The organism is Algoriphagus iocasae (genome assembly GCF_014206875.1).
In the GTDB taxonomy this organism is placed as follows: Bacteria; Bacteroidota; Bacteroidia; order Cytophagales; family Cyclobacteriaceae; genus Algoriphagus; species Algoriphagus iocasae.
In genome coordinates this window covers 1-9,088 of the sequence record NZ_JACIJO010000009.1, presented here as the reverse complement: position 1 = coordinate 9,088, position 9,088 = coordinate 1, and the positions used below count along the sequence as shown (strand labels likewise).

The following is a 9,088-nucleotide window of genomic DNA, read 5'->3' as shown; positions in this document are numbered from 1 at the left end:
CCTACACCCGGCCAAAGAATGATCACCGGATTGGGATCCCTCATGGCTGGTGAATTAGAGTGCTTGTGTTTTTCGTAGTAATCGGCATACATCTCGCGGTATTTCTGGAATTCCTCCTCCAGATCAGCCTTCAGGGAAGAAGGATCGGAAAGATCAATGTCTGCAGGGATGTCCAAAACCAAAGGAGAGATTTTGGTGCGCAGGAAGTGATCAGGACAGGAAGTTCCCATCGGTGCGAGTTTGCCCAGATCGTGGGAGTTGATGAACTGCAGTACTACTTCGGTGTCGGAGAAAGTCCCGACCATTTTCTTTTCCGAAGAAGCCAGTCCACGAAGTACCGGAGCGAGCAAAGCCGCCTGATAGGCACGCTGATCTGCCGGAAGAGAAGTTACTTTCTGGCCACCGAAAACCGGTCTTGTCTTGCCGTAATTGGATTCCAGATAAGCCGAAGCAGTTTCGATGACTTCCAGACTGTTGATGTAACATTCAAAAGAAGTGTCTCCCCAGGTGAATAAGCCGTGACCGCCGAGCATGATTCCTCTGATACCCGGATTGTCCGCCAAGGTCTGCTGCAGTTGCAGTCCTAAGTCGAAACCTGGCTTTTGCCAAGGCACCCAGGCGATCTGTCCTTTCCATAGGTCAGCTGTGATCTGCTCTCCGTCCTTGGAAGCGGCGATGGCAATGGCAGCATCGGGATGGAGATGGTCAATGTGTTTGAAAGGTAAAAAAGCATGTAAAGGTGTATCGATGGATGGAGCTTTGGAGTCCAGGTCGTAGATGCAGTGGTTGAAAAGTCCGACCATTTCGTCCTCGAATTCAATGCCGCGATAGATTCCCTGAAGGGCCCGGAGTTTATCGACATAGAGTCCTGCCAGTCCTGCTTTGGTGAGGGTTCCGATGTCCCCGCCGGATCCTTTGACCCACATGACCTCTACCGACTCTTTGGTCAGGGGATCCGCCTCAAACGTCTTGCAGCTGGTGTTACCACCGCCATAGTTGGTGATGCGTAGATCAGCCCCCAGGATATTGGATCTATAGATTAATAGGTCAACTTCGTTTCCTTCCATCGTGGCAGCTATTTTATCATCCCATAAATAGCTGACATGCTTGAATTCTTGTGTATTCGTATTCATTTAATATTTTCAATTTAATAGGTTGAAGATGGCAGTACAGATCAATTTTGGTGTCCTGTGCTGTCTTGAAATCAACGGAATTTCTTGATCAAAACCATTTTTTACTTAATTTTCAAACCGTTAGTTTCCAAAATTCAAGTTAGAAAAATGCCTTCGGAACCGAAACTGCTTTTTGCTTTAATTCCCCTTTAAAAGTGTTTTTATAGGACGGAACAGGACAGTTGGCCTGAGAAATTTGGATTTTTTACCCCTTGATATGAAAGATCAGAAATTATTTAAAAAGATAGTAAGCCAAAATAACGAGTACGAAAGGACACCAGTCCCTGATAATCAATTGAAATCCGGGAAAAGCTTCCTGGGAATGTATGCTGGCGAACATACGGCAGGAACTGAGTTTGTTATCGGGCCTTTATTTGTAGCGCATGGTGTGGCTGCTACAGACTTGGTGTTGGGATTATTGATTGGAAATCTTTTAGCCGTTTTGAGTTGGGGGTTTTTAACTGGGCCAATTGCCACCAGCAAGAGAATGACTCTCTACTATCAATTAGAAAGAATCACGGGAAAGTCCGTGGTCAATTTATACAACCTCATCAATGCTTTGATGTTCTGCTTCTTGGCTGGTTCGATGATCGCAGTTTCAGCGACGGCGGTTGGGATTCCATTTAATTTGGCCATGCCTGAATTGACGGATTGGTATCCAAAAACTGCCGGTTGGATTGTGGCCGTGATGATCATGGGGACCGTTATCACTTTGATTGCTATCAGAGGATACAATCAAGTGGCGAAATTTGCAAACGTGATGGCTCCATGGATGATTTTGATCTTTGTTTCGGCAGCATTTGCTGCATTGCCACAGTTAGGAGTTCATACGCTTGATGGATTTATTGTGGCTGCCAAAGAGGTGATCTGGACTGGAGTTCCTTTGCCGGGAATTTCCAAGTTCACGATCTGGCATGTGATTTTCTTTTGCTGGTTCTGTAACATGGCCATGCATATTGGCATGTCGGATCTGACCATTCTTCGTTATGCAAAATCTTGGAAATATGGTTTCCTTTCCTTTGCAGGGATGTACATAGGCCATTTTGTGGCATGGATTGCATCAGGAATTTTATATGCGGTATTCCTGCAAAACAATGTTAATTCCAATGAATTTGCTCCGGGACCAATCGCTTACCAAGCCGCAGGAATTGCAGGTGCCGTTTGCGTGGTGGTGGCAGGATGGACCACAGCAAATCCGACCATTTATAGAGCTGGCTTGGCTTTGCAGGGGATTTTTCCTCAAACAAAAACCTGGAAAATCACAGCGATTGTTGGTGGAATTACCAGTTTGGCAGCCTGCTTCCCAGCTCTGGTGATGAAGCTTTTGGATTTTGTGGCTTTGTATGGATTGATTTTGATGCCGATGGGAGCAGTGATTTTTGCTGACTTTTATTTTGCAGATAAATTCGGTTTTCAGCAGGAGCAAGCATTAAATAATAAGAAAACATTTACCTGGCCGGCATTGTCAGCCTGGCTGTTGACTTTGTTTGTTTGCTGGTTACTCAATTATTTCTACGGACTGGAACTATTCTTTTTAGGATTGCCGGGATGGTTTGTTGCAGTGACTTTATTCGTTGTGTTTTCAAAAATTAAATTTCCAGCTTTAAAGACGAAACTAGCATGAAAACCATCTTAAAAATAGCTTCCTATATAGGGCTGGTATTGACTATCATTCCTCCAATTTTGTTTTTTAAATCCTATATCACTTTGGATTCCAGTCATCTCTACATGACCATTGGAATGTTGATCTGGTTTGGTACAGCACCATTTTGGATCAATAAAAAAACAGACGAATCATCTAGCGAATCATGAAATTATCATTAGATAAAATATCAGATCACAATTCTAAACTCAAGCTTTCCCATCAAGATGAATGGGACTTTCTTTCCAATAAATTATCAAAGGAAGGAGTTGATGTCGATGAGTTAATCCAAAAAATCAAAGACTTTCAAATAGCTGTTCCGAGCTGGGCCTTAGGTGCTGGAGGAACACGTTTTGGTAGATTTGGGATTGGTGGAGAGCCAAGGAATTTGGAGGAAAAATTAGCTGATATCGGATTGTTGAAAGATTTGACCAGAAAAACAGATAGTGTCTCCTTACATATTCCATGGGATATTCCTTCTGATTATTCTGCGATCAAGTCATTGGCTTCAGAGCTTGGGATTTCCTTTGATGCGATGAACAGCAATACTTTCCAGGATAATGGGGGAAGTGAAACCTATAAGTTGGGTTCCTTGGGGAATTCTAAAAAAGCTGTCAGAGATCAAGCTGTTGCGCATAATATTGAGGTGGTGGAAATTGGTAAGAAATTGGGAAGCAAAGGTTTGACTGTTTGGCTTGCAGATGGAAGTAATTTTCCGGGTCAGTCAAGTCTAAGAAGTGCTTTGCAGTGGACTCAAGAATCCTTGACAGAGATTTACAAAGCAATGCCGGATGACTGGAAAATGCTGCTGGAGTACAAGCCTTACGAACCTAATTTTTATCATACCATCATACCTGATTGGGGAACCTCATCTTTGCTTTGCAAATCACTTGGAGACCGAGCTAAAGTATTGGTGGATTTGGGGCATCATTTACCAAATACCAACATTGAGCAGATCGTAGCGACCCTAATGTATCAGGATATGCTGGCGGGATTCCATTTCAACGACAGCAAGTATGGGGATGATGATTTGACGACTGGAAGTATCAAGCCCTACCAACTTTTCCTGATTTTCTGCGAGCTGATTTCGGGTTCTGAAGATGGAGCTCAGGCTTGGGAAAGCATTTCCTGGATGATTGACGCTAGTCATAATACCAAAGATCCTTTGGAAGATTTGATGCAGGCTCTGGAAATGATCAGTATAAGTTTTGCGAAAGCACTTTTGGTAGACAGAAGAAAGCTAACGACTTGCCAGATTGAAGGAGATGTAGTAGGAGCACAAGAATGTCTTCAGGAAGCATTTCAGCGGGACGTAAGACCATTAGTAAGAGAGGCAAGAATCCAAAATGGTGGAGCCGCCGATCCAATAATGCTTTACAGATCTTTAGCGGTTCGGAAAAATCTGATTTCAGAACGAGGGGCAGAATCCAGGTCTACCGGTCTGTAACGTAAATCAAATCCTAAGATTATTTCTAATTCATGAGGAATTGATATCTTGAGTATTCAAAATCAAGACAATAACCCATGAAAAACAGTTTGACCAAAATCTGGTTTTTAGCCCTGCTTGTATCTTGTAACTCTCCAAAGAATCAAGAAAGTACAATCTCTGCGACAGAAGAAGAATCCCAAGATATTAGCTCAAAGTATGAAACTGCTGGTTCAATAGAACGAATCAGTGAGGCAATGAATGAGCTAGTCCCTGAGGATGCTTCCTTGGAGATAATTGCAAGTGGATTTGATTGGTCTGAGGGGCCACTTTGGTTGGCTGAAGAGAATGCATTGATTTTTACAGATGTGCCAAAAAACCGTGTTTGGAAATGGTCAGAATCCGATAGTCTGGAAGTGTTTTTGGAGCCTTCTGGATATTTTGGAGAAGAGAAAAATAAAAGAGAACCCGGTGCAAATGGATTGATTCTGGATGGGGAAGGAAATCTGATTCTTTGTCAACATGGGGCAAGGCAAATAGGTAAAATGAAAGCCGGAATATCTAATCCATCTTCGGATTTTGAAGTTTTGGCAGCTGGCTTCGAAGGGAAAAAATTCAATAGCCCCAACGATTTGGTCATGAATGGAGGAGGAACCATTTATTTTACTGATCCTCCCTATGGCTTGGATGAATGGGACCCAAAGGAGTTAGACTTCCAAGGAGTTTATCAACTTGATTTTATGGGAAATCTTTCTCTTCAGATAGATTCTCTTTCAAGACCGAATGGGATCGGATTAAGCCCTGATCAAAAAACATTGTACATCGCCCAGTCGGATCCAGAGAAGGCTAGGTATTATGCTTACCATCTGGATGCTAATGGAAATGTGGATTCCGGAGAAATGATTTTAGATGTTAGCAATTTAGTGGGTGATGCTAATCCAGGACTTCCGGATGGATTAGCAGTTCATAGTAGCGGAAATCTTTTTGCCAGTGGTCCAGGAGGGATTTTGATCATCAGTCCAACAGGTGAGCATTTGGGCACTTTGAGAACAGGAAGAGCCACCTCTAATTGTACTTTTGACCAGAATGAACAATATCTCTACATCACTGCAGATGGAGAACTCATGAGAATCAAACTGAAATAATACTTATTAACTCCAGTCCCAAAGGACGATGGCCCATGTTTCATATTCATCCTTGAAAGTATGGATTACCTCAAATCCTACTTTCTGATGGGCTTTTAAGGAGCGAGCATTCGAAATTGAAATTTCTGTGATAGCGAAATCGTATCGGCTTTCGAATGCTTTTCTATATGCTTCATAGCATTGGAAAAATAAACCTTGCCCTCGATATGCTTTTCCGATGCAGACTTGGCCAACTGCCATATAATTACTTTCGCTGATTTTTTTTCCTTTGAAAGTCAAGCTGTCAAATTGATCAAACATGGGAATAAGCATGGGGACATCATTCCTGGATGTCTTTGTCATCGCAAGGAAATAAGCCGCTATTTTATCTTCGTCTTTTGCGATAATATGTGGCTCAATGGCATTGAGCATTTCCAGTTGATCCAGGGAATGTTGTACTCTGACAAAGCCTTGTTCCAGTTTTTCCTGATCGCTGATGTTTTGAAGGAGGTTTTCCTTTTGTAGGTCCAGAATGCCCTGTAGATCACAGGTAGTTTCTGCATGGCAAATATTCACCATCTTTAGAATTAATTATAGGTAGAGTCTTCTGCTACATCTCCTGGATCATTTGGATCTGGAGTAGGTGTTTGGGGTTTTTCTGGAGGTACAGATTCTTTCTTCACTTCAGGAATGTACTTTGGAGGAATAGCCAAATCAGAACCATCACGGGAAGCTCGGTAATGTGGAGACATGATTTCCACTCCTGCTTCTGTGAATGCATCCTGAATGGCAGAATGGAGGTCGGAATAACTCTTTGCCGCTTTCTTCGATTCTTGAGTATAAGCATTGATCTGATAACTCACATAAAAATCATCCAGACTGGTTTGTAGGACAAATGGTTTGGGCTCTTTGATGACTTCTTCCACTTGCAGTGCAGCTTTGATCAATAAATCATGAACTTGACGCCAAGGTACGTCATAGCCGATCGTGACAGTGCTATGCAAAATTAAACCAGGGCCATGGGATTCTACTGAATAGTTGATGGTATTTCCATTTAAAATAGAAGAATTCGGAATGGTAACTTCTTCATTTTTGATGGTACGAAGCCTGGTAACAAGCATGGTTTTTTCGATCACATCTCCGGTAGTATCGCCGATTTTCACCCGATCACCGATTTTAAAAGCCCGCATGTAAATTATCACAAGACCTGCGATGATATTACTAATTGCAGAAGAGGATCCCAAGGAAATCAAAAGACCTAAAAAGACGCTGACACCCTGGAATGCAGGTGAATCAGATCCGGGTAAATATGGAAAGATGACTATGAAAGAAAAGGCATAGACCAGAATCTTCAGGAGATTAAAAGTTGGTTTTGCCCATTCCGGATAAAATCCTGGAATCGCAAGATTTCCTCTTTCTATCTCCCCAGAAATAAAATTAATGAACTGCCCCAGGTAATAAGTGATCACTACCACGATCAAAATCATAAATAGCTCTGGTATATATCCAAAGAAAGAGCTTAAGATCGATCTCAGTGGGTTGGTAATATAGCTAAGTAATGTGCTTGCCAGATTTTTGGTAGAAGGGATAATGCTGAAAATTATAGGCAAAGCCAGATAGAGAAGAACTATTATTAGAAGGATTTTAAAAATCCTCATCAGTACTTTAAGCAGCTGTTCTTCTTTTTCCGCAGAGAGAAGTTCAAAGGATTTTATTTTGATTCCTTTAAAATATCTATGCCATTTCGATAAGATAAAATCGATCAGTTTATTGAATCCTTTATTGATAAAAGTTACTAGAAATGCTACTATGACAATGACCAAAATAATCAGACCGCTTCTGATGAGGTTTTGTATCAATGATCTTGAATGGTAATTGTTTCTGTAGGAAGTTTTGATGGCGTTTACATATTGTTCCGCCAGAATTGCAGGCTCTTTGCCATTTTGATTTCCATCAGCCAAAGTAACACTGCCTAAGATGATGTCTCCATGCAATATTTCTATTGCCAGATCATCTTTAGAGGTCGTAAGAAGTGTGGTGTCAAAATTTTCAGAATCCAGTAATAATTCCAGCTTATTGGAAAAACTCGAGGCTCGATCCGAAGGGTCAAATGGTCCTAGTTTGGCCCCAATGTAAAACAAGGTGTCCTCGTAAAATACCACTGGTCTTTTAAGGCTATCTGCTTGTTGGACAGAAGTACTATCCATGGTTTGGCCGAAGGAGATTCCAGTGAATGACAAGAGGGAGATTAGTAAGAATAATTTCCTAATATGGACCATACCAACTCGAGAGTTATCGTTTAAAAAATTTGCAATAGGTTTTAAATAATGATTCAATTGATGGATTAAATTAATTAAAATTCATCGTTTTCAGTAGATTTGGTTAAAATCCATTACAATTATGATCTTCAACAAAGTTTTTTATGGGCTTTGGGTGTTTCTCTTTGCTCTATTTGCCTTTTGGCAATTTAATGATCCAGATCCAGAAATCTGGGTAAGTATTTATGGTGTTGCCATTATTTTCTGCCTGTTAGGTTTTAGGGGGATTTTCCCCAAGATTCCATTGACCGTGGTAGTGATCGCCTGTTTAATCGGAGCTGCTTTATATTGGCAGGGAGATGTTGGGAGTTGGGTTTCTCAGGAAGTGGAGCAGCATAATTTAAGTATGAAAACAGATTTTATGGAAGAGTCAAGAGAGTCCTTTGGATTATTGATTATAACCATAGTGATGCTTCCTGGTCTTGTTAAAGCTTGGAAAAAATAAATGCATTAACTGATTGAATAACCTCCACCTTAACCAATAAACCTATGAAAAAAATCACCTTTTTGGCATTGTTAGGAATCTTGATAAGCTTCAGTTCCTACAGCCAGCAAGCAGCAAATATTAAATCAACCTATTTTGAGGTTAGAAAATATTATGCAAACCCAGGAAAATTGCCTGATTTGATCAAAAGATTTCAAAATCATACCGTAGCGCTTTTTGAGAAAAGCGGAATGGAGAACATCGCTTATTTCGTACCAGTAGAAAATAATGATAATTCCATGACTTATATTCTGGGGTATCCAGACGAAGCAGCAAGAGACCGGATGTGGGATACTTTTATGAATGACCCAGAATGGAAGAAAGCATATCAAGAGTCAATTGTCGATGGAGCTTTGGTGGCAAAAATCGACCAGACTTTCATGACCTTGGCACCTGGGCTAAATGACCGAATGATGCCAACTTCAAGTGGTGTTTTTCAATTGAGAATTTACACTTGTTACGATGGAAGAATCGATAATTTGATTGCGAGATTTAAAGACCATACTCAGGAATTATTTGAACGCCAAGGTTTGAAAAATTATCCATATTGGTTGACATCAGAAAAAGAGGGAGGTCAATCTAAATTGGTTTACTTGCTTGGACATGAGGATCAGGCTGCATTTGAAGCAGCCTTCCAGAGATTCTTGAAAGATCCGGATTGGGTAGCAGCAAGAGATGCTTCTGAAGCAGATGGTAAAATCGTAGAAAAAGTAGATGCAACATTTTTCAAAACTCTTCCTTTTTCTCCAATGAAATAAGAGTCAAACTATAAAATTGAAAAAGCCAACTGATGAAGTTGGCTTTTTTGCGTTAAGGAAATCAGGTATTACCTCGGGAAAGCCGGTGCAAGACCTCCGTCGACATTGATCATGTTTCCGGTGGATTTGTTGAGCATCCCTGAGACCAGTGCAAAAGCGGCATC

General features: G+C 41.1%; 9 protein-coding genes. 6 read left to right on the top strand and 3 right to left on the bottom strand.

The genetic code is table 11. The features are described from left to right. Window positions 1–1,133 (bottom strand): class II aldolase (locus tag FHS59_RS23095; protein ID WP_184498771.1); only part of this gene is annotated, 1,133 nt, incomplete at its 3' end. A gap of 256 nt (window positions 1,134–1,389) precedes the next feature. On the opposite strand from FHS59_RS23095, the gene FHS59_RS23090 reads away from it, so the two are divergent. The 4 genes from FHS59_RS23090 to FHS59_RS23075 all read left to right on the top strand — a co-directional run bounded on the left by FHS59_RS23090 (window position 1,390) and on the right by FHS59_RS23075 (window position 5,385). Then, window positions 1,390–2,796: a purine-cytosine permease family protein gene (locus tag FHS59_RS23090; RefSeq protein WP_184498769.1), complete on the top strand. Its 1,407-nt coding sequence runs from the start codon at window positions 1,390–1,392 to the stop codon at window positions 2,794–2,796. Next, window positions 2,793–2,984, top strand: coding sequence for a hypothetical protein (locus FHS59_RS23085; RefSeq protein WP_184498767.1), 192 nt, complete (start codon window positions 2,793–2,795; stop codon window positions 2,982–2,984). Before FHS59_RS23090 ends, FHS59_RS23085 begins: the two co-directional genes overlap by 4 nt. Further along, window positions 2,981–4,261, top strand: coding sequence for a TIM barrel protein (locus FHS59_RS23080; RefSeq protein WP_184498765.1), 1,281 nt, complete (start codon window positions 2,981–2,983; stop codon window positions 4,259–4,261). The genes FHS59_RS23085 and FHS59_RS23080 overlap by 4 nt, the downstream gene beginning before the upstream one ends. 77 nt (window positions 4,262–4,338) lie before the next feature. Then, window positions 4,339–5,385, top strand: a complete 1,047-nt coding sequence (locus FHS59_RS23075) for an SMP-30/gluconolactonase/LRE family protein (RefSeq protein WP_246388601.1) — start codon at window positions 4,339–4,341, stop codon at window positions 5,383–5,385. Between the two features lie 6 nt (window positions 5,386–5,391). On the opposite strand, the gene FHS59_RS23070 is transcribed toward FHS59_RS23075, so the two are convergent. Further along, window positions 5,392–5,943: a GNAT family N-acetyltransferase gene (locus FHS59_RS23070; RefSeq protein WP_184498763.1), complete on the bottom strand. Its 552-nt coding sequence runs from the start codon at window positions 5,941–5,943 to the stop codon at window positions 5,392–5,394. Between the two features lie 8 nt (window positions 5,944–5,951). Beyond that, complete coding sequence (locus tag FHS59_RS23065) at window positions 5,952–7,571, bottom strand: mechanosensitive ion channel family protein (RefSeq protein WP_184498761.1); 1,620 nt, start codon at window positions 7,569–7,571, stop codon at window positions 5,952–5,954. Between the two features lie 193 nt (window positions 7,572–7,764). Between FHS59_RS23065 and FHS59_RS23060 the strand changes: the two genes are divergently transcribed. After that, a complete protein-coding gene (locus tag FHS59_RS23060; protein ID WP_184498759.1) occupies window positions 7,765–8,127 on the top strand; it encodes a transmembrane 220 family protein in 363 nt (120 codons plus the stop codon). A gap of 44 nt (window positions 8,128–8,171) precedes the next feature. Further along, entirely contained in the window at window positions 8,172–8,924 is a 753-nt protein-coding gene (locus tag FHS59_RS23055; RefSeq protein ID WP_184498757.1) for an NIPSNAP family protein, read from the top strand. Window positions 8,925–9,088: the final 164 nt, after the last annotated feature.

What these genes read in the sequence shown, in the direction of transcription:
- FHS59_RS23065 (WP_184498761.1), bottom strand. Translation starts at nt 7,571, where the DNA reads ATGGATAGTACTTCTGTCCAACAAGCAGATAGCCTTAAAAGACCAGTG.
- FHS59_RS23070 (WP_184498763.1), bottom strand. Translation starts at nt 5,943, where the DNA reads ATGGTGAATATTTGCCATGCAGAAACTACCTGTGATCTACAGGGCATT.
- FHS59_RS23055 (WP_184498757.1), top strand. Translation starts at nt 8,172, where the DNA reads ATGAAAAAAATCACCTTTTTGGCATTGTTAGGAATCTTGATAAGCTTC.
- FHS59_RS23090 (WP_184498769.1), top strand. Translation starts at nt 1,390, where the DNA reads ATGAAAGATCAGAAATTATTTAAAAAGATAGTAAGCCAAAATAACGAG.
- FHS59_RS23060 (WP_184498759.1), top strand. Translation starts at nt 7,765, where the DNA reads ATGATCTTCAACAAAGTTTTTTATGGGCTTTGGGTGTTTCTCTTTGCT.
- FHS59_RS23075 (WP_246388601.1), top strand. Translation starts at nt 4,339, where the DNA reads ATGAAAAACAGTTTGACCAAAATCTGGTTTTTAGCCCTGCTTGTATCT.
- FHS59_RS23080 (WP_184498765.1), top strand. Translation starts at nt 2,981, where the DNA reads ATGAAATTATCATTAGATAAAATATCAGATCACAATTCTAAACTCAAG.
- FHS59_RS23085 (WP_184498767.1), top strand. Translation starts at nt 2,793, where the DNA reads ATGAAAACCATCTTAAAAATAGCTTCCTATATAGGGCTGGTATTGACT.